This window comes from Thiothrix litoralis (assembly GCF_017901135.1).
Taxonomy (GTDB): domain Bacteria; phylum Pseudomonadota; class Gammaproteobacteria; order Thiotrichales; family Thiotrichaceae; genus Thiothrix; species Thiothrix litoralis.
Genome location: NZ_CP072801.1, coordinates 169,966 through 187,745, shown reverse-complemented (window position 1 = coordinate 187,745; position 17,780 = coordinate 169,966). Strand labels below are relative to the sequence as shown.

General features: G+C 53.4%; 19 protein-coding genes. 16 read left to right on the top strand and 3 right to left on the bottom strand.

Annotation, left to right across the window (positions count from 1 at the left end; translation table 11 throughout):
* Positions 1-55 precede the first annotated feature (55 nt).
* Genes sctQ through sctO form a run of 9 tightly spaced genes read left to right on the top strand, consistent with a single transcriptional unit; the run spans position 56 to position 8,261 of the window.
* Positions 56-1,114, top strand: coding sequence for a type III secretion system cytoplasmic ring protein SctQ (gene sctQ / locus J9253_RS00940; protein ID WP_228291462.1), 1,059 nt, complete (start codon positions 56-58; stop codon positions 1,112-1,114).
* A gap of 11 nt (positions 1,115-1,125) precedes the next feature.
* Entirely contained in the window at positions 1,126-1,770 is a 645-nt protein-coding gene (gene sctR / locus J9253_RS00935; protein WP_323128860.1) for a type III secretion system export apparatus subunit SctR, read from the top strand.
* A gap of 4 nt (positions 1,771-1,774) precedes the next feature.
* Positions 1,775-2,047, top strand: a complete 273-nt coding sequence (gene sctS, locus J9253_RS00930) for a type III secretion system export apparatus subunit SctS (protein WP_210222891.1) — start codon at positions 1,775-1,777, stop codon at positions 2,045-2,047.
* On the top strand, positions 2,047-2,829 hold the full coding sequence (sctT, locus tag J9253_RS00925; RefSeq protein ID WP_210222890.1) for a type III secretion system export apparatus subunit SctT: 783 nt from the start codon (positions 2,047-2,049) through the stop codon (positions 2,827-2,829). The genes sctS and sctT overlap by 1 nt, the downstream gene beginning before the upstream one ends.
* Positions 2,826-3,884 (top strand): EscU/YscU/HrcU family type III secretion system export apparatus switch protein, encoded by a 1,059-nt coding sequence (locus J9253_RS00920; RefSeq protein ID WP_210222889.1) that lies wholly within the window; start codon positions 2,826-2,828, stop codon positions 3,882-3,884. Before sctT ends, J9253_RS00920 begins: the two co-directional genes overlap by 4 nt.
* Before the next feature lie 5 nt (positions 3,885-3,889).
* Positions 3,890-4,417 (top strand): NfeD family protein, encoded by a 528-nt coding sequence (locus tag J9253_RS00915; RefSeq protein ID WP_210222888.1) that lies wholly within the window; start codon positions 3,890-3,892, stop codon positions 4,415-4,417.
* A 30-nt stretch (positions 4,418-4,447) separates the two neighbouring features.
* Positions 4,448-6,502: a type III secretion system export apparatus subunit SctV gene (gene sctV, locus J9253_RS00910; RefSeq protein ID WP_210222887.1), complete on the top strand. Its 2,055-nt coding sequence runs from the start codon at positions 4,448-4,450 to the stop codon at positions 6,500-6,502.
* The gene (gene sctN / locus J9253_RS00905) at positions 6,499-7,833 is read left to right on the top strand and encodes a type III secretion system ATPase SctN (protein WP_210222886.1); all 1,335 of its coding nucleotides are present in this window, start codon (positions 6,499-6,501) and stop codon (positions 7,831-7,833) included. The genes sctV and sctN overlap by 4 nt, the downstream gene beginning before the upstream one ends.
* Positions 7,834-7,838: 5 nt before the next feature.
* On the top strand, positions 7,839-8,261 hold the full coding sequence (gene sctO / locus J9253_RS00900; RefSeq protein WP_210222885.1) for a type III secretion system stalk subunit SctO: 423 nt from the start codon (positions 7,839-7,841) through the stop codon (positions 8,259-8,261).
* On the opposite strand, the gene sctL is transcribed toward sctO, so the two are convergent.
* The 3 genes from sctL to J9253_RS00885 all read right to left on the bottom strand — a co-directional run bounded on the left by sctL (position 8,215) and on the right by J9253_RS00885 (position 10,098).
* Entirely contained in the window at positions 8,215-8,832 is a 618-nt protein-coding gene (sctL, locus tag J9253_RS00895) for a type III secretion system stator protein SctL (protein ID WP_210222884.1), read from the bottom strand. The two genes, sctO and sctL, sit on opposite strands and share 47 nt — an antisense overlap.
* Entirely contained in the window at positions 8,810-9,505 is a 696-nt protein-coding gene (locus J9253_RS00890) for a SctK family type III secretion system sorting platform protein (RefSeq protein WP_210222883.1), read from the bottom strand. The genes sctL and J9253_RS00890 overlap by 23 nt, the downstream gene beginning before the upstream one ends.
* 92 nt (positions 9,506-9,597) lie before the next feature.
* Positions 9,598-10,098, bottom strand: a complete 501-nt coding sequence (locus tag J9253_RS00885; protein ID WP_228291461.1) for a Crp/Fnr family transcriptional regulator — start codon at positions 10,096-10,098, stop codon at positions 9,598-9,600.
* A gap of 106 nt (positions 10,099-10,204) precedes the next feature.
* Between J9253_RS00885 and J9253_RS00880 the strand changes: the two genes are divergently transcribed.
* The 7 genes from J9253_RS00880 to glnA all read left to right on the top strand — a co-directional run bounded on the left by J9253_RS00880 (position 10,205) and on the right by glnA (position 17,722).
* A complete protein-coding gene (locus J9253_RS00880; protein ID WP_210222882.1) occupies positions 10,205-10,441 on the top strand; it encodes a BolA family protein in 237 nt (78 codons plus the stop codon).
* On the top strand, positions 10,441-11,166 hold the full coding sequence (locus J9253_RS00875) for an LOG family protein (protein WP_210222881.1): 726 nt from the start codon (positions 10,441-10,443) through the stop codon (positions 11,164-11,166). Before J9253_RS00880 ends, J9253_RS00875 begins: the two co-directional genes overlap by 1 nt.
* A 2-nt stretch (positions 11,167-11,168) precedes the next feature.
* Complete coding sequence (locus J9253_RS00870) at positions 11,169-11,489, top strand: hypothetical protein (RefSeq protein ID WP_210222880.1); 321 nt, start codon at positions 11,169-11,171, stop codon at positions 11,487-11,489.
* A gap of 13 nt (positions 11,490-11,502) precedes the next feature.
* Positions 11,503-12,666 (top strand): homoserine kinase, encoded by a 1,164-nt coding sequence (locus tag J9253_RS00865; RefSeq protein WP_323128858.1) that lies wholly within the window; start codon positions 11,503-11,505, stop codon positions 12,664-12,666.
* Positions 12,666-13,853 (top strand): cation diffusion facilitator family transporter, encoded by a 1,188-nt coding sequence (locus tag J9253_RS00855; protein WP_228291460.1) that lies wholly within the window; start codon positions 12,666-12,668, stop codon positions 13,851-13,853. Before J9253_RS00865 ends, J9253_RS00855 begins: the two co-directional genes overlap by 1 nt.
* A gap of 152 nt (positions 13,854-14,005) precedes the next feature.
* Positions 14,006-16,180: a glutamine synthetase III family protein gene (locus J9253_RS00850; protein ID WP_210222879.1), complete on the top strand. Its 2,175-nt coding sequence runs from the start codon at positions 14,006-14,008 to the stop codon at positions 16,178-16,180.
* A 132-nt stretch (positions 16,181-16,312) separates the two neighbouring features.
* On the top strand, positions 16,313-17,722 hold the full coding sequence (gene glnA / locus J9253_RS00845) for a glutamate--ammonia ligase (protein WP_210222878.1): 1,410 nt from the start codon (positions 16,313-16,315) through the stop codon (positions 17,720-17,722).
* Positions 17,723-17,780 lie beyond the last annotated feature (58 nt).

Genomic DNA, 17,780 nt, shown 5'->3' with positions numbered 1-17,780 from the left:
CAGCAATAAACAATGCCCTGCTGCTGTACAGGTAGCGCTCAGGATAATAACCATAATGGAAAACCGGCAGTCCCAGATCATCCCGATCAAATTTCCCAGTCAGGCAGCACTAGCTGTACGCCTGAATAATATCCTATTGAATAAAACCAGCACCCTCAGCTTTCAACTGGACGAAAAACGTACTGCCCGATTCCGACTACAACCCGCCGACAGCAGCACCCAGAGCCTTTGCCCCATCAGTCTGACACTGGAATTAGGCAACACTACCGCTGGTTTATGGCTGTCCGAATGGCCGCTCATTGAACAAATACGCCAATTCGTACCCGATGGCCTGTTGCAGCAATTGCCTGAAAATTTAACCATCAGCATTATTGAAAGCGCCCTCGCCCCCTTGTTACAGCAGGCGGAACAGGCATTGGGGCTAACAATAACTGTGCAAGGCACTACTGCTGAGCATCAAAGCCCCCTCTACAACATGCCACTGGGTTTTGAAATCCAAATCCTTGATCAGGAAAGTGACAACGTACAACAGACGATTTCTGCCCTGCTGATGCTGGATCCACATATTTACCCACATCTACAAGAACGCCTGCGCCACTGGCAGTCGGATACCAACCCTGACTGGGAAGAACATCTCACCCCGGCATGGCTAGAGATTAGCCGCATTGTTTTCACCATGCAGGAGATCAACCAGTTACAACCGTCTGACCTGATCCTGCTGGAAGACACCCGTTTTGAGAACGAGAATTTACTCAAATTGCGCCTCAATTCAGGCTATTACTGCGAAGCGACCCTCAACCAAACGACACCCTCAACCCTGACTATCAACACCGAGTGGATGACTATGACCGACAATGAACAACAGCAAAAAATAGAACACGTCAGCCAAATCCCCGTGCAACTTTCCTTTGATGTTGGCGAAAAAACCTTGTCGTTCAATGAAGTGCGCCAATTACGCCCTGGCTATGTTCTGGAACTTGGCAAATCATTACCGGAAATCATCCAGATACGCTCCCAAAATCGTTTGATCGGCACAGGGGAACTGGTCGAAATCAACGGCAGGGTTGGGGTGCGCATCCTCAACCTGTTCAACAAAAAAGCCAAGGGCAGTTAGGCATGGAGGGTATGCCCAATCCCATTCTACTGCTAGCCATCCTGACGATTCTGGGGCTAGCGCCCTTCATTGCGATCATGGTTAGCTCGTTCGTCAAGCTGGTGGTGGTGATGCACATCATCCGTAGTGCTTTGGGCTTGCAACAGGAACCACCCAACATTGCCATCAGTGGCATTGCCATTATTCTGTCCATGTACATCATGGCACCGGTGGTGATGGAAACCTACGAACAATTCAATACCCACGGCGTCTCCATCGAGGACATCCGTAACCCGCAACTGATTGATGCGCTAGAAGGCAGCACTGACCCCTTGCGGCAATTCCTGACCAAACATTCCAGTGACAGTGAACGCGAATTTTTCACGCAAACCACCCAAAAGCTATGGCCAGAAAAATACGCAAAAGACATCACCACTGATCACCTGTTGGTGCTCATCCCCGCTTTCATGGTGAGTGAATTGACCAATGCTTTTCAGGTAGGTTTCCTGATTTTTCTGCCATTCGTGGTCATTGACCTAGTGATTTCCAACCTGTTGATGTCAATGGGCATGATGATGTTGTCCCCGATGGTGATCTCCCTGCCCTTCAAGCTATTGCTGTTTGTGCTGGTGGATGGCTGGTCACGCCTGATCCACGGCCTGATACTGAGTTACTGACGCCATGAATGAAACCGACATCATCCACAACACCTCGCTGGCGATGCAACTGATCCTGTACCTGTCGTTGCCAGCCATCATTGCGGCCACCATCGTCGGCTTGTTGATCGGTTTGCTGCAAGCACTGACTTCAATTCAGGAACAAACCCTGCCGCATGGCTTCAAACTGGTTGTCACCATGCTGGCTCTAGCCGCCACCGTGCGTTGGCTAGGGCCAGAACTCCTCACTTTCACTCAGAATGCTTTCGATCAAATCCCTCTGGTGCGGCATCACTAATGGAAACGGATGCCCTTCATTCGTGGTTGCTGGCTTGGGCACTGACCGCCCCCAGAATACTGGTGGCATTCGCCTTGCTCCCCATCCTGACAGATCCCATCGTACCGCGTACCTTGCGCAACGGGATCATCATGATCATGTCACTATTCATCCTGCCACTGACACACGAGCAATTTCTGAATATTGAACTGGATATGCTTCACCTGCTCGGCATTTTAGTCAAAGAGGGCGTCATCGGGCTGTTATTGGGTTACACCCTGAGCGTACCTTTTTGGGCGGTAAAAGCTGCCGGATTCCTGATTGATATGCAACGCGGGGTCATGAGCGCCCTGTTTTTCTCACCCGTCACCGCCAATATGGTATCGCCGTTGGGTGGCTTGTTCAGCCTGCTGCTGACCACACTGCTACTGGTATCCGGTGGCTTTTTGATTTTGTTGCAAACCCTCTACTTTAGCTACCAAACCTGGCCGATCGACCAGTTTTACCCACGCATTACTCTGGAAGTGACGACATTCTTTCTCCAGCAACTGGATCTGCTGCTGTATACCAGCGTTCTCATCGCTGGACCATTCCTTGGTGCTATGTTTTTGGTCGACTTTGGGCTTGGCATAGTGGGACGCTTCCTCCCCCAATTAAACGTGTTCCTCGCCGCCATGCCGGTCAAAAGTGGCCTGACGTTTTTCATGCTAACGCTCTACATCAGCTTTTTGGCGGACTACCTGAAAGAGGGGTTCTTCAAGATGGGGAACAACCTGCCGTTACTGGATGCCCTACTACGATGAGCGAAGACAGCAGCCAAGAAAAAACCGAAGAACCGAGTTCGCGCAAACTCAAAAAAGCCCACGAGAAAGGCCAGGTTGCCCGCAGTAACGACGTATCGGCGGCGCTAACCATGCTATTTGTTGTCCTGTACTTTTTTGCGGCATGGGACTGGGTTTTCGCCAAATTCATGGAAATGTTCGATATTATCCCAAGGCTTTACACCATGCCGTTTCCACAGGCGCTGGATCTTGGCTTCAAAGCCGTGATGGAAAATGCCCTGTACAGTATCGCCATCCCCTTCGCCATGATGACCGTCATTTCTGGCATTCTCGGCAGTATTATCCAGACTGGTTTTGTATTCTCCTTTGACCCCATCATTCCACGCCCCTCAAAAATCAGCTTTACCAGCGGGTTCAAGCGGATATTTTCTGCCAAGCAATTCGTCACCACCCTGATAGCCTTACTCAAAACCCTGATTGTCGGTGTTATCCTGTTATTTGTGGTACGGACTGGCATCAGCGAACTGCTCCATGCCATCAAACAATGTAACGTCGAATGCCAGAAAGAAGTTATTGAACATCTGGTTCGCCAACTGATGCTATTCATTGTACCCATGCTGATCATCATGGCGGTGGTCGACTTCCTGTTCCAGCGCCAACAATTCACCAAAGACCAGCGCATGACCAAGGAAGAAGTCAAAAAGGAAATGAAGGATATTTTTGGCGACCCCCACGTCCGTGCCGCCCGCCAAGGCATCCGCCGGGAGCTATCCGAGCAAGACATCCAGAAGCGTATCCGCACCGCTCGGCTGCTTATCCTCGACATGGGTATAGCCATTGCGTTGCAATACGAACAAGGCGTGACACCACTACCCATCATTGTGGCCATTGGTAAAAATAATATGTCCCGGAAAATGGTGGAAATCGCCACCCTGGAAAATGTTCCTGTGGTTAGTGACCCTATTTTGGTCGATGACTTGCTTAGCGAGGGCAAAATTGACCAATACATACCGGAAAAAACCATTAACAAAATTGCAAACCTGCTCCGCCAGACGCAGGGGCAAGTCAAACAGTGAAACGTATGGAACCAGACAATCAGCCTACGACCTTTCTCCAGCGCGTAAAAAACGGCTGGGCGGAATTCAGACGCACCAACTTGCGGGCACAAACACATTACGCCATTTTCCGCGCTACCCAGCACCTGAAACACAAGGCCGGGCTGGTCAAGCAATACCAGCAACGTTTCATGGCTGGCTGGGAAACCTGGCTGGGCATTGGGGCAGGCATTACCGGCTTGCTGATGCTGCTCAACCCCGACGGTTTGTGGCGCTGGCAATTTTTACTGGTACTGGTCTGCGTCCTGCTCGCCCCCTTGTTGGCTGACTTGTTCAAGTCGCTGAAACGGGTTTTCACCGAATACCCCGGCAAACAGCTTATCGGGCAAGTCGTTACGCTGGAACAACCTGTGGTGGATGGTAGCGGCAGCATTCGTTTAGATAATCTGGAATGGCAGCTTGCCGGAACGGATTGCCCAGCAGGAACCCAAGCGAGGATCGTAGCTATCAATGACAGAACCTTATACATCACGCCCCTAAGCCAAGCCACATAATTCATTACAAGGATCAGGAGCACGTTCCCCATGCAATCCAGCCAATCACAAGACCTTCTCAACTCGCTAACCAAGCGCAGCGATGTGGTGCTGGCATTGTTGCTGGTGGCCATCATTTCCATGATGATCCTGCCCATGCCCACCTTGGTCATGGATATGCTGATCGCCCTGAACATGACCATTGCCATCCTGTTAATGATGCTGGGGATCTACATCCCCCACCCCTTGGCCATCTCGTCTTTTCCCTCGATTCTGCTGCTGACCACCTTGTTCCGGCTCTCCCTCAGCATCGCGACTACCCGCTTGATCCTGCTGGAAGCAGACGCTGGGCACATTATCCAGACCTTTGGGGAATTCGTGGTAGGCGGCAACCTGATTGTAGGTTTGGTCGTCTTCCTGATCATCACAATCGTGCAATTCATCGTCATCACCAAAGGCTCGGAACGTATTGCCGAAGTCAGCGCGCGTTTCTCACTGGATGCCATGCCCGGCAAACAAATGAGCATTGACAGCGACATGCGTGCTGGCCTGATCACCCTTGTCGATGCCCGGAAGCGCCGTTCCAATCTGGAAAAAGAAAGCCAGTTATACGGCGCACTCGATGGCGCGATGAAATTCGTCAAAGGCGACGCCATCGCCGGTTTGATCATCATCATGGTCAATATTATTGGCGGCTTGTCCATCGGCACGATGCAACGCGGCATGGCAATGGGCGATGCATTAGAACTGTATTCCATCCTCACCATTGGTGACGGGCTGGTGTCACAAATACCCGCGCTGTTTATTTCCATCACTGCCGGTATCATTGTCACCCGCGTCCGGGGTGAAGACGATGCCAATCTGGGTAGTGACATTGGCGGGCAAATACTCGCCCAACCCAGCGCCTTGCTCGGTGCTGCGGGCATTGTTGCCGCGATGGGGCTAATCCCCGGTTTCCCAACGGTCATTTTCCTGTTTCTGGGGATATTATTGGGCGTTACGGGTATGGCCTTGCGCAAGGTGCAGCACCAGATGGCATTTTCCGACGCAGAAATCACCACCGTCATCGGGCAACAAGAAGCCGGTGGTGCCGCAGCACAACTGGCTGGTGGTAGCGATGCCAAAGCAGCTCTGGAAGACATGCAACCCCTGTCACCCGCGCTAGTGGAATTACCCGCCCAAGCCAAAAACCTGTTTTCAATGGATACCTTGAATCTGGAATTCGTGCGTATCCGCCGTGAATTCTATCAGGACATGGGCGTTCCATTGCCCGGCATCAGCGTGCGTCTGTCATCACGTCTCAGCAATGACAACTACCAGATTTCCATCCGGGGCATACCCGTTGCCCAAGGCAATCTTCAACCCACCTCTGCCAATACCACAGGCGTAGAGTTAGCCAAACCAGCGACAGACAAAGCCGGAAGCGATATAGTTACCGGTGGCACACGCCCTGCCCCCGACAATATCCAGGCCATCAGCCGCCATCTCGCTTACATCCTGCGCAAGCACGCGTCTGAATTCATCGGCATACAAGAAATACACACCCTGTACAGCAAACTGGAACAATCCAGTTACGCCGAGCTGGTCAGGGAAGTACAACGTGCCGTCACCACGCCCAAAACGGTCGATGTATTCCGCCGCCTGTTGAACGAAGGCGTTTCCATCCGCGACCTGCGGCAGATTCTAGGAACCCTGGTGGAATTTGGTGAAGCGGAAAAAGATACCAGCATGTTGGCAGAACGGGTGCGCGTCGGCCTCAAGCGCCAGCTTTCCTACACCTTCACCAACGGTACAGGGGTATTGCCGGTTTACATGTTCGCGCCCGAAACCGAAAAGCTGCTGCAAAACAGCCTGCGCCAAACCCCGAATGGCGTATTTTTTGCGCTGGCTCCTGAGGCTACCGAGCGCTTTGCCAACACCTTGCGGGAACTCGAATCCGAACACGCCAAGGACAAGGTACGCCCGGTGATCCTCACCAATATGGAGTTACGGCGGCATATCCGGCGGCATCTGGAAAACAGTTACCCGGAACTCCCGGTGATCTCTGTGCAAGAACTGACTTCCAGTGTCTCCCTCAATCCTGCTGGGGAGATTCGCCTGACATGAGACCACGTACCCCCTTAAGCCATGTGACGGAACGGATGCGCAACCATCTGGACAACTGCACCCCGCTGGTACTGCACGGGCGCATTGTGCAAGTCACCGGAACCGTGGTACGCGCCATTGTCCCCCGCGTGAAACTCGGCGAATTGTGTATGCTGAAAAACAGCGGCGATTCGCGTGAGATTCCCGCTGAAGTCATCGGCTTTGAGCAAAACATCGCCTTACTTGCCCCCATCGGTGACATGCAGGGCGTGTCTGCCCACACCCAAGTGATTACCACCGGCAAAATGCTCGAAGTTGGTGTCGGTGAACACCTGCGCGGTTGCGTACTCGACGGCATCGGGCGCGTGCAAGAAAATCCTGATAGACCCATGCCTACTTTCACGGAACACTACCCCATCTATGCCTCGCCCCCCGACCCCTTGTCACGCGACCGGGTAAGCACCCCATTATCACTCGGCATACGCTCAATGGATGCGCTCATCACCTGCGGTATCGGGCAACGCATCGGCGTGTTTGCGGGTGCAGGCGTCGGCAAAAGCTCCCTGCTCAGCATGTTGGTGCAACACGCGGAGGTTGACGTTTACGTCGTTGCCCTGATCGGCGAACGCGGACGTGAAGTGCGCGAATTCATGGAAGAAGCGCTCGGTGAAGAAGGGATGCAAAAAACCGTGCTGATTGTTGCCACCTCCGACCGCCCCGCGATTGAACGCCTCAAAGCCGCTTACGTTGCCACCGCTGTTGCCGAATACTTCCGTGACAAAGGCAACCGGGTGCTGTTGCTGATGGACTCCCTCACCCGTTTTGCCCGCGCCCAACGCGAAATCGGGCTGGCAGCCGGTGAAGCCCCGGCACGGCGCGGCTTTCCACCCTCGGTCTTTTCGGAACTGCCCAAACTGGTGGAACGCGCCGGTAACTCTGATAAAGGCTCCATCACCGCATTTTACACCGTACTGGTGGAAGGCGACGACATGAGCGACCCGATCGCCGATGAAGTGCGCTCGCTGCTGGATGGGCACATCATGCTGTCGCGTGACCTTGCCGCAGGCAACCACTACCCGGCCGTCGATGTGCTGGCAAGCCTCAGTCGTATCATGCCGCAACTGGTCAGCCCACAACACCGCGCCGCCGCCGCCCACCTGCGCACCCTGCTGGCCAAACACAAGGAAATCGAATTTTTGCTGCGGGTCGGTGAATACAAACACGGCTCTGACCCGCTGGCAGACGAAGCCATCCGCAAAATGGACGAAATTCTGCGTTTCCTCAAACAGCCTTCACACGAATATTCCAGCTTTGACGATACCGTCAAGTGGCTGACGCAACTGGCAGGATAAGCACCATGAGTCTGGAACAATTAAAAACCATCCGTTCCCGCCGTATGGAACAACGCTTCGTTGAATTACAGGAACAGCGGCGAGTCTTGCAGGAACAACAACAACGCCTGCACCAAAAAGAACAGCAACTCGCCAGTTTCGGGCAATGGCGGCTGGAACATCAGGAAGCCCTGTTCGCCAGCCTAAAAAACCAGCCATTCGCCCCGCAAATGCTGTTTGATTACCAAAAAAATCTGGAAGACTTGCGTCAGGAAGAAGAACGCCTACGCGCAGAATTGGCTGAAGCACATCAAGGTTTGCAGGCTGCCGAAGCACAGGTTCAGACAGCCCAACAAAACTCCAGTGAAGCCAATCTGAAGCTGGAAAAACTCAAGGAAATCATTAAAGTTCAGGGCGCAAAAAGTGCCCGCGAAGAGCCTGTTCAATAACCTGCATTTGCTGCTCTAGCCCAGCATTCACGATCCCCAGATCCGATTCCAGAATACAGCCATCTTCCGCCACCTGATCATCGCCGACCACTTCCAGACTGGTGAAACGGTGCGGAATCGCATCCAGTTGCTCCGAAATGGCGGCCTGCCGCTGCGGGTGTACGCGGATCATCAGCTTGTGGCTGCCCCGCACCAGTTCCAACCCACCTAACACGGCCTGCCTAACGCGCTCGTCGGCATCAAAACTGTGGATCACTTTGCGGACAGCGGTCGTCACCAGCTCTTCCAACTCACCTTCCAGCATCATCAGGGTATCGTTCACCCGCCCGGCAAACAGTATCATTTTTTCCGCTGCTTCCTTGTCGGCACGTTCCCGCCCCTGCTCCAGACCACGTTTGATGGAACGCCCCAAGGCCACGGAAACAATTTCTTCGCGTTGACGATGGCGGTGCTGAAGCTCAAACGCCATGCGGTCATAATCCACCAGTTGCTCGTAATCAGCCGCTTTCAGGACTTTTTGATCCGCACGTAATTGCGTGTCCACGGGCTTAATTGAAAAGAATTTTGCCATCGCGGCTGACTCCCATTTTGATTTCTATCGCAACTTTTTGTACCAGAACAGCACATTCAGCGGTTTGGGTATCCATCTCCGCCCCACATTTAGCATGGCGTTTCCACAAGACGTAAAACTCGCGCTCCAGCTTGTAAGCCAGCCGTTTCCAGAAAGCAGACGGGTAATCAGCAAACGCGGCTCGCAAACACAACATCCCTGCTAATGCAAAACGCTTCTTCAAACCCATGTGCGCGGGGAAAGCAATCTCCGTGGTCACATTGTGGGTTAACAACGGTGCTCGCTGTTGCAGAAAACGGTAAAGGTCATCACCCAATAATTGCTGGACTTTGAGCAGGTCATCACGGGTAACGATGCGCCGCAATGCCTGAAAATGAAACACTGCACCCAAGTACAGAATCAATTGTTCCAATTCTTGCCCACGCCACAAAGCCAGACGTGACAGCGGCTTGCTGAAATCGAAAAATACGCTGTCGCGCAAACCAAGGCGCTGCATCATGTGCTGCACCAAACGGCCTTCACCGCGTGTTTGCCCAAACAATGCTTGCATGACCTGACCATCCGGCATGGTTGCCAGCCAACTGGCGTGCAGGTAGGAGTCTGGGCGGAAATTAAAGCGCCACACCGCCTGTGACAGCTCATTTGTAATATCGAAATGATCGGTTGGGTTCATGATGCCAACATTATTATGAATATGTTAGCAGTATCGCCTGTCTTTATGGGAATAGACAGGCGTTTCCTGACAAAGCCACCCGCTTGCGTGAATTAGCGGTAGCCAAGACCTGTCACTTGCTTGTGCAGCTTGGCATTTTCATCACTCAGATGACGCACCAAACAGTCCAGACTGCGCACCACGAATTCCAGTAAATTAGTGGCAATATACGGTTCTGCAATACGCAGACGGTTGTACATGGGGCGGCTGATTTCCAGCAAACGTACCCCGCTACGCCGCGCCCGCAGGCGTACTGTGCGAGGTTGTTTGTCAAAGAAGGACATTTCACCCACTAAACCACCCGGCTCAACCTGCCCCACTTCAAACTCGCGCTCACCATCGACGTGCAATAGCTTGACCGCGCCACCAATCACCAAATAAAAGCGGTCACTGACTTCACCAATATCAGCCACAACTTCCTGGGAACCCAATTCACGAAGTCGAGTGAACGCCACAAACTTGGCAATTTCACCGTCGGTCAAAGCCGCACAGAATTCCGGGCAAGTATCTTTCACTTGCTCCAGTAACTGGAGATTTACGTTATCCATCATCATCTACCCTTATATACCCTAAATTATCACCATTATACGCGCTGAAATAAGCGTTGTCGGCAAGTGCTATAGTATAATGGCGCATTTTACTATAAACCCGGAGCACCCCATGAGTATCAGCAACGAAGCCGTCGCCAAAATGGTTCAGGATCACATCCCGGATGCACAGGTCACGATCAACGGTGATGGCTACAAATACGAAGCCGATGTTATCAGCGAAGTATTTGCAGGTCTGAACACCCTCAAACGTCACCAACTGGTTTACGCCGCCGTCAATGAGGCCATTACCGCTGGCGAGCTTCACGCCCTGACTATCCGCGCCAAAACACCAGCGGAAGCCGCCTGATGGATGATAAAACCCGTGCTCACCACCCCGTACTGCAACCCATTAGCGATCAGGAACTGACCCGTGAAAGCTGGAAAATTTTCCAGATTATGGGCGAATTTGTCGACGGTTTTGAGCGTCTTGCCCACTTGAGACCTTCGGTGAGCATTTTCGGTTCCGCCCGCACGCCACCCGATAACCCGCTATACCAACTCACCGAAACCATTGCCCACAAACTTTCCGATGCCGGTTTCGCGGTAGTCAGCGGTGGCGGCCCCGGCATAATGGAAGCTGCCAATAAAGGCGGACAACAAGGCAAATCACCCAGTATTGGCCTCAATATCCAGTTGCCGCACGAACAGCACTCCAACCAGTATCAGGATATTTCGCTGTATTTCCGGCATTTTTTCTCGCGCAAAGTCATGTTCGTGAAACACGCTTCAGCCTACGTGGTCATGCCCGGCGGCTTCGGCACCTTGGACGAACTTGCCGAAATTCTCACTCTGGTGCAGACGGGCAAAACCCGCAAAATTCCTATCGTATTGGTACACTCACCCTTCTGGGAAGGCTTGGTCGGATGGTTCAGACAAACACTGGTAAAACAAGGTACAATCTCAGCCCAAGACTTGGATCTATTTGTCGTACTGGACGACGCAGACGCCATTGTCGATCATATCTTTGCTTACTACGAACGCGCTGTATCGGGGCCGTCTGCGGAAGAACGCGCCAAATTCATGGAGTTATAACAATGACAAAACAACTTTTACTGGCACTGGGACTAATCACACTGTTTGCTTTGCCTGCCCATGCCGAAGATACCACCACTGACGCGGCGGCGGAGGCTGATACCCCCGTCAAGGTCAAGGTCGAAACCATCCGCACGGAAGACAGTTTCGGCACGATTGAGGAAGAGCGGGTGCAAGCCATGCGCAGCGAAATCCGCTACGTGCCGACCGGCAGTACTGACGGCTATAATCTGGTCGATTCCGTCACGTCCCAAGGCAAAAGCCAGAATGCCCACCAAAACCAGAACATGATGATTCCAAGCTGGAAACTCTTCTCCTGGTAAGCAAAGCGAGTCTATGTCAGTTTATACCCCCGTCAGTGTCACCGAGCTGGAACATTTTCTGCTGGAATACCCGCTCGGTACGCTGACGGCGCACACTGGCATCAGCGCGGGCGTCGAAAACAGCAATTTTTTCGTCACCACCACCACCGGTCAATACGTACTCACCCTGTTTGAGCACCATACCCCGGCGGAACTGGGTTACTTCCTCACACTAACGCGGCATTGGGCGGAAGCCGGGATTCCCGTCGCCCGCCCACTTGCCAACCATCAAGAGCACTTGCTCAGCCAGCTAAACGGCAAACCTGCCGCATTGTTGATGCGTTTACCTGGTCAGCATGTCGACCACCCGACCACCCAACAATGCGCTGAACTGGGTGCAATGCTGGCGCGGATGCATCTCAGCGGCAAAGATTTCCCGCAGCAACGCCCGCCAGACCGGGGGCATGAATGGCGGATGCAAACGGCTGCCGCACTCCTGCCCCGGCTGGAGGCTGACCCTGCCGCCCTGTTGGAAACCGAGCTTGCCTACCAACAAACCATCCCCTTCCAGCAACTGCCTGCCGGGGTTATTCATGCCGACCTGTTCCGCGATAACGCCCTGTTCCAGCAAGGCACTTTGAGTGGTGTCATCGACCTGTATTTTGCCTGCACCGACAGTTGGCTGTACGATCTGGCGATTGTGGTAAATGACTGGTGCTGCAACCCCGATGGCTCGCTGGATATTCCCCGTTCACAAGCCTGTATCAACGCTTATCAAGCCGTGCGCCCCTGGCAGCCACTGGAATACCGGTACTGGCAAGCCACGTTACGGGCTGCCGCCTTGCGTTTCTGGCTGTCACGGCTCGATGCCCAACTCAACCCACGCGACGGAGACATGATTTTGCAAAAAGACCCGGCGGAATTCCGCGACAAACTGCTCATGCGTATCGCAGAAGAGCGGGGTGCAGCGGAGCACATCACTCTGGATGCACGGCGTTTGCTCTGCCCCATGCCAGTGATTCGCGTGCAGGAAGCGGTGGAAAACCTGCCTGCTGGTATCACCGTCACCGCCATTTGTACCGACCCCGGTGCATTGCACGACATTCCCGCTTGGGCACGCATTCACGGTCATACGGTTGTGGAAACCCGCAGCGAAGGCCGCGAACACATCATCGTACTGCAAACAGGACAGACATAATGGGCGGACATCACCACAGCCATCACGTCGAAAAAATACTGCCGGAAACGACGCACATCAGCCGCGAGGAGCGCCAAAGTGCTACCCGCAAAGTCACACTGGTGGGTGCTGCGCTCAATACCGTGCTATCGCTAGCGCAAATTGCAGGCGGATTTTTAACCCAATCACAAGCATTGATTGCCGATGGCTTCCACACCCTTTCCGATCTGGTCAGCGACTTTGTGGTGCTATTTGCCTCACATCTGGCGCATCAGGAAGCCGACGACAACCATCCTTACGGCCACGGGCGCATTGAAACACTGGCCACCGTCATTCTCGGATTGATGCTGGCGGGCGTGGCTGTCGCCATTTTCATGCAGGCTTGGGGACGCATGTTTTCCGGCGTTCCCCTGCCCATCCCCCAACCCATTGCGCTGGCTTTTGCCGCTGCTGCGATTATCGGCAAGGAAGCGCTGTACCATTACACCATGCGCACCGCCAAACGTGTCAACTCGCCCATGCTCAAAGCGAATGCTTGGCATCACCGTTCAGATGCGATTTCTTCCGTCATCGTGCTGCTGGGTATTGCCGGTGCGCAATTCGGCTACCCGTGGCTTGACCCGGTGGCAGCCATGGTCGTCGCTGCCATGATCCTCTATATGGCAGCCCAACTGATCATGGAAAGCACCAGTGAACTGGTCGATACCGGGCTGGCTCCTGAGGAAGTGCAGGAAATCCACGATTTCATCGCTGACATTGAAGGCGTAGAAAACGTCCACCTGCTACGCACCCGCCGCATGGGTGGCAACGTGCTGGCGGACGCACACTTACAGGTCAACGGCAGAATCAGTGTATCGGAAGGCCATTTCATCAGCGATCAGGTCATGCACCGTTTGCGCAAACGCTTCCCCGACATCAAGGATGTCATTATCCACATTGACCCCGAAGATGATGAAACAGCCCACCCCAGCCAAAACCTGCCTTCCCGTGAGGAATTACTGGCAACACTGCAAGCCATGCCCGCCACTGCTGCGTTATGGCCAGCCATCGACGACTTCACCCTGCATTACAACGATGGCAAGATCCAACTCGAACTGATGCTGCAAGAAACCCCCAGCCCGGAGGCCATCCGCACGTTCCAGCAAGCCTGCGACAGCATTACCTGTATCGAGCACCTAGGCTTTTTCACCAAATTAGTGCATTCATGACTCATGAAGCACTAATAAAGGGAATTGCCAAATAACTTCCCCCCCTCATCTCTTAGACAAAAAGAGGTGCAGGGCGGGATTTCAGGCAATGGCATAAAGTTTGCATGAAAGCACTATCATTTCTGATTTACTGTATCGAACGAGGTTAATAGATGAGCAGCAATCTAGCGCGTACCCAAGCAATCCACACCATCAGCCAACGTTCCCCGATGGATCTCGGCAAGACCGATCCGCTGAGCAAAATTTGGGGATGTGATGTCTTCAACCTGGCCCGCATGGAAGAAACACTTTCCAAAAATGCCTTCAAGGCCATGAAGAAAACCTTCCAGACAGGTGAACCTCTAAACCCGGCAACTGCCGATGTCGTCGCTGCTGCCATGAAAGAATGGGCCATGTCCAAAGGTGCCAAATTCTTCTCCCACATTTTCTACCCGATGACCAATGCGACGGCAGAAAAGCACGATGGCTTCATCATCAGCAGCCCAGAAGGCAATGCCATCACTGATTTCAGTGGCAGCCTGCTGATCAAAGGTGAGCCAGATGGTTCCTCTTTCCCGAACGGCAGCCTGCGCATGACCAATGCCGCACGTGGCTATACTGCATGGGATCCAACCAGCCCTGCCTACATCATGCACACCGCCAACGGCGCAACCCTGATGATCCCTTGCGTGTTCCTGTCATGGACAGGCGAAGCACTCGACAAAAAAATCCCGCTGCTGCGCTCCAACGCTGCGATGAACACCGCTGCCCAGCGCGTCCTGAAGCTGATGGGTGAAACTGACGTTGCCACCCTCAACTCAAGCTGTGGTGCAGAACAGGAATACTTCCTGATCGACGAAGCCTTCGCCACTGCCCGCCCGGACATCCTGCTGGCAGGCCGCACCCTGTTTGGCGCACCACCAGCCAAAGGCCAACAATTTGACGACCATTACTTCGGTGCTATCCCTGAGCGCGTGCAAGTCTTCATGCAAGACCTCGAAGACAAGCTCTACCGCCTCGGCATCCCTGCCAAAACGCATCACAACGAAGTAGCACCGGGTCAGTTTGAAATTGCCCCTTACTTTGAATCTGCCAACGTGGCTGCCGATCACCAGCAATTGCTGATGACCCTGATGAAAATCACCGCCAAATCCCACGGCTTCCTGTGCATGTTGCATGAAAAGCCATTCGCGGGCGTTAATGGTTCTGGCAAGCACGTCAACTGGTCAGTCGGCAATGCTACCCAAGGCAACCTGCTTGATCCGGGCAATACGCCGGAAGAAAACCTGCACTTCCTGGCATTCTGCGGTGCGGTTATCCGTGGCGTACACCAGTTTGGCCCTTTGCTGCGGGCGGTTATCGCTTCTGCCTCCAACGACCATCGTCTGGGTGCGAACGAAGCACCTCCGGCGATCCTGTCAGTTTATCTGGGCAGCCAACTTGAACAAGTCTTCCAAGACATCAAAGACGGTAAGCTCCTCAAAACCAAACAAGGTGGACAAATGGATCTGGGTCTGTCCCAAATCCTGAAATTTGACCGTGACCCCGGCGACCGTAACCGTACTTCACCGTTCGCGTTCACCGGTAACCGTTTTGAGTTCCGTGCCGTTGGCTCCTCACAGTCTGTCTCTGGCCCCCTAATTGCCATGAACACCATGCTGGCTGATTCCCTGAACTGGATTGCCGACAAGCTGGAAGCTGAGCTGAAAGGCGGCAAAGACGCTGCAACCGCAACACTGGCGGTACTGAAAGTCGTGATGGAACAGCACGGCAATGCCGTCTTCGGCGGCGACGGCTATTCATCCGACTGGCACAAAGCAGCAGTCGAAGAGCGTGGCCTGAAAAATCTGCCAACCTCTGCTGACGCGCTGCCAGAGCTGTTAAGCCCTGAGGTAGCTGGCCTGTTCGAGCGTACCGGCGTCCTATCTCCCGTTGAACTGCACAGCCGCTTTGAAGTATATGCAGAACAGTACGTCAACAGCATCGACGTTGAAGCCAAGCTGATGATCAATATGGCTACCACCATGATCTACCCTGCGGCGGTGACTTACCTGTCAGAACTGTCAGCAACCGCTGGTAGCCTGCAAGAACTTGGCATCACACTGGACAACGCTGTTGCCAAAAGCATTGCTGCTGAAGCCAATGCATTAATGGCAGCCGTAGGCAAACTGAGCGAAGCCAGTGCCAAACATGACTTTACAAGCGTACAAGACCACATGCGCTTCCTGGCTGACACAGTACGCGAGCTGATGAACGAGGTTCGTGCCCATGCTGACACACTCGAAACACTGATCTCTGACGAGATGTGGCCTCTGCCTAAATACAGCGAAATGCTGTTCATCAAGTAAGCTAACACCTGACTGATCGAGGGCGTGATTTATCACGCCCTTTTTTTCACACGTTGTTTACAGCCCCCTTCAGTCTGAGTAACATTCCCGATCATCAGAAAAGTCCTACCCTACAATCATCAGGAGACAACCATGTCTGCACAAGACGTTCTCAACATGATCAAAGACAATGACGCGAAATACGTCGATTTTCGTTTCACTGACACCCGTGGTAAAGAGCATCACGTCACTGTCCCTGCCTACACTGTGGAAGAAGATACGTTCACTGAAGGCAAAATGTTTGATGGCTCTTCCATCGCTGGCTGGAAAGGTATTAACGAATCCGACATGATCCTGATGCCAGACCCTGCCACTGCCTTTGTTGACCCGTTCTTTCAAGACGTTACCGTCAACATTTCTTGCGGCATCGTTGACCCGACCACGATGGAAGGCTATGAGCGTGACCCACGCTCCATTGCACAACGTGCAGAAGCCTACCTACAATCCACCGGTATTGCTGACACGGCCTTCTTCGGCCCTGAACCTGAATTCTTCATCTTTGATGACGTGCGCTGGGGTTCAGACATGAGCGGCTCTTTCGTCAAGATCGACTCGCAAGAAGCAGGCTGGAACTCTGAAAAAGTCTACCCTGACGGCAATATGGGGCATCGCCCAACCACAAAAGGTGGCTACTTCCCCGTACCACCGGTTGACTCTTTCCAAGACATCCGTTCCACCATGTGTAACATTCTGGAAGAAGTCGGCGTTCCGGTTGAAGTGCATCACCACGAAGTCGCCACAGCAGGCCAGTGCGAAATCGGCACACGCTTTGCGACCCTGACGACCCGTGCTGACTGGGTACAACGCCAGAAATACGTTATCCACAACGTAGCGCATCAATACGGCAAAACCGTCACCTTCATGCCTAAGCCTATCGTCGGTGACAACGGCTCCGGGATGCACGTCCACATGTCGTTGGCGAAAGATGGCGTCAACACCTTCGCAGGCGACGGCTACGCAGGCTTGTCTGAAACCGCACTGTACTACATTGGCGGTGTTATCAAGCACGCCAAAGCCCTGAACGCGATCACCAACCCTGGCACCAACTCTTACAAGCGTTTGGTTCCGGGCTTTGAAGCACCGGTTATGCTGGCATACTCTGCACGTAACCGTTCCGCCTCCATCCGCATTCCATTCGTATCCAGCCCGAAAGGCCGCCGTATCGAAGTGCGCTTCCCTGACCCGTCTGCTAACCCATACTTGGCCTTCGCTGCCCTGATGATGGCTGGTTTGGACGGTATCAAGAACAAGATTCACCCCGGTGAAGCGATGGACAAAGACCTGTACGACCTGCCCCCAGAAGAAGACAAGCTCATCCCACGGGTTTGCCACTCTCTGGACATGGCGCTGGACGCACTGGACAAAGACCGTGAGTTCCTGACTGCCGGTGGTGTCTTCACCAACGACATGATTGATGCTTACATCGACCTGAAAATGGAAGAAGTCACCCGCTTCCGCATGACCACTCACCCGGTCGAGTTCGATATGTACTACTCGCTCTAATCGCTCGCGCAGATTAGCAGCATCAACAGAAACGCCCCATCAAAGGGGCGTTTTTGTG

Excerpts from the sequence above, each read along its gene's own strand:
- sctR (WP_323128860.1), top strand. The coding sequence starts at position 1,126 with ATGCCCAATCCCATTCTACTGCTAGCCATCCTGACGATTCTGGGGCTA.
- glnA (WP_210222878.1), top strand. The coding sequence starts at position 16,313 with ATGTCTGCACAAGACGTTCTCAACATGATCAAAGACAATGACGCGAAA.
- J9253_RS00870 (WP_210222880.1), top strand. The coding sequence starts at position 11,169 with ATGACAAAACAACTTTTACTGGCACTGGGACTAATCACACTGTTTGCT.
- J9253_RS00890 (WP_210222883.1), bottom strand. The coding sequence starts at position 9,505 with ATGAACCCAACCGATCATTTCGATATTACAAATGAGCTGTCACAGGCG.
- sctL (WP_210222884.1), bottom strand. The coding sequence starts at position 8,832 with ATGGCAAAATTCTTTTCAATTAAGCCCGTGGACACGCAATTACGTGCG.
- sctO (WP_210222885.1), top strand. The coding sequence starts at position 7,839 with ATGAGTCTGGAACAATTAAAAACCATCCGTTCCCGCCGTATGGAACAA.
- J9253_RS00920 (WP_210222889.1), top strand. The coding sequence starts at position 2,826 with ATGAGCGAAGACAGCAGCCAAGAAAAAACCGAAGAACCGAGTTCGCGC.
- J9253_RS00855 (WP_228291460.1), top strand. The coding sequence starts at position 12,666 with ATGGGCGGACATCACCACAGCCATCACGTCGAAAAAATACTGCCGGAA.
- sctN (WP_210222886.1), top strand. The coding sequence starts at position 6,499 with ATGAGACCACGTACCCCCTTAAGCCATGTGACGGAACGGATGCGCAAC.
- sctV (WP_210222887.1), top strand. The coding sequence starts at position 4,448 with ATGCAATCCAGCCAATCACAAGACCTTCTCAACTCGCTAACCAAGCGC.
- J9253_RS00865 (WP_323128858.1), top strand. The coding sequence starts at position 11,503 with ATGTCAGTTTATACCCCCGTCAGTGTCACCGAGCTGGAACATTTTCTG.
- J9253_RS00915 (WP_210222888.1), top strand. The coding sequence starts at position 3,890 with ATGGAACCAGACAATCAGCCTACGACCTTTCTCCAGCGCGTAAAAAAC.
- sctT (WP_210222890.1), top strand. The coding sequence starts at position 2,047 with ATGGAAACGGATGCCCTTCATTCGTGGTTGCTGGCTTGGGCACTGACC.
- J9253_RS00875 (WP_210222881.1), top strand. The coding sequence starts at position 10,441 with ATGGATGATAAAACCCGTGCTCACCACCCCGTACTGCAACCCATTAGC.
- J9253_RS00885 (WP_228291461.1), bottom strand. The coding sequence starts at position 10,098 with ATGATGATGGATAACGTAAATCTCCAGTTACTGGAGCAAGTGAAAGAT.
- sctS (WP_210222891.1), top strand. The coding sequence starts at position 1,775 with ATGAATGAAACCGACATCATCCACAACACCTCGCTGGCGATGCAACTG.
- sctQ (WP_228291462.1), top strand. The coding sequence starts at position 56 with ATGGAAAACCGGCAGTCCCAGATCATCCCGATCAAATTTCCCAGTCAG.
- J9253_RS00880 (WP_210222882.1), top strand. The coding sequence starts at position 10,205 with ATGAGTATCAGCAACGAAGCCGTCGCCAAAATGGTTCAGGATCACATC.
- J9253_RS00850 (WP_210222879.1), top strand. The coding sequence starts at position 14,006 with ATGAGCAGCAATCTAGCGCGTACCCAAGCAATCCACACCATCAGCCAA.